The sequence below is a fragment of the Legionella sp. km772 genome, assembly GCF_003989735.1.
Taxonomy (GTDB): Bacteria; Pseudomonadota; Gammaproteobacteria; order Legionellales; family Legionellaceae; genus Legionella.
The window spans coordinates 1-1,004 of record NZ_RZGQ01000376.1; the positions used below are offsets into that span (position 1 = coordinate 1).

Below are 1,004 nucleotides of genomic sequence, written 5' to 3' on the forward strand. Positions count from 1 at the left end.
TTGGTGTTTCAAGAAAGCGAGGGCAGTGGCAAAGTCGTCATTGATGTGGCGCAAGGTTTTAACAGCCAATGGACAGGTGATTTTTCAAATATAGCTGGCGCAACAAGCCTGGATGATGGGGGTGGCAATACCAATGCTATTGTCGCTGATACAGCTTGTTCAAGTGATCCCAATAACTGCGCCGCCCAACGTTGCCGAAACCTCAGTGTTGACTGGTATCTTCCGGCAACAAATGAGCTGTCTGCAGTCCATGGCGCATTGTGTTCCAATCTTGCAATTCCCTGTAACTTTGGCGGGTTATCGTCCGCGTTCTACTGGAGTTCGTCGCAGCTCGGCGACGGCTTCTTCGCGTCGGGCGTGGTCTTCCCGTCGGGTTTCGTCGGCTTCGGCTCTAAGAACCTCGCTCAGCCTGTTCGGTGTGTCCGGGCTTTTACCCCTTAACCCCTTTATCCCTTTTCTTTTGAGGCAGCGTAGCTGCCTCATGATTTCTTTAAAGACGAATGATTTGGATTTTTATTAATGGCTTTCTATACGGAGTTACCGGTTTATAAGGACAGTTATCAGTTGGTTCTGAGAGTGTTTGAGGTAACCCGTGATTTTCCAAGAGAATATCGATACACACTGGGCCAGGATATGAAGCGCGATGCCCTTCATTTGCTTCGTTGTATTTACCGTGCGTAACATGAGTCATTAAGTTGTTTTATTAATAGATCATGCTCTAACGTTTGCTCTGTCAACGCATCAATAAACTGTTTCTGCTTTTCGTTTAACAAACTTAAGGGTTTTCCAAGATATTTTGCCATAGCTAATTTAGCTTCGATTGATGAGTTATATTGTTTCTTGCGCCCCAAAAATAAATGAGCATTAATATTTAAAGGTTCTTGGCAGGGTCACCTCATGAAAAATTTTGAGATAAGATAGTGGTTAAAATAGAATCATCCCATCCAGCATTTTTTCTGAGCCGCTTAATAGATTGCCTTTTCATCTGATTTTTAGTTAATTGA

2 protein-coding genes and 1 pseudogene are annotated in these 1,004 nt (G+C 43.7%); 2 read left to right on the top strand and 1 reads right to left on the bottom strand.

Going from position 1 to position 1,004, the window contains the following annotated elements:
- Both ELY15_RS15990 and ELY15_RS15995 read left to right on the top strand, forming a co-directional pair.
- Nucleotides 1-441 (top strand): annotated as a pseudogene (locus ELY15_RS15990) (DUF1566 domain-containing protein); the annotation flags it as partial.
- Between the two features lie 78 nt (nt 442-519).
- A complete protein-coding gene (locus ELY15_RS15995) occupies nt 520-681 on the top strand; it encodes a four helix bundle protein (protein ID WP_233586877.1) in 162 nt (53 codons plus the stop codon).
- Here ELY15_RS15995 and ELY15_RS16690 read toward each other — a convergent pair.
- Nucleotides 669-803, bottom strand: coding sequence for a hypothetical protein (locus ELY15_RS16690; protein ID WP_255411141.1), 135 nt, complete (start codon nt 801-803; stop codon nt 669-671). The two genes, ELY15_RS15995 and ELY15_RS16690, sit on opposite strands and share 13 nt — an antisense overlap.
- Nucleotides 804-1,004 lie beyond the last annotated feature (201 nt).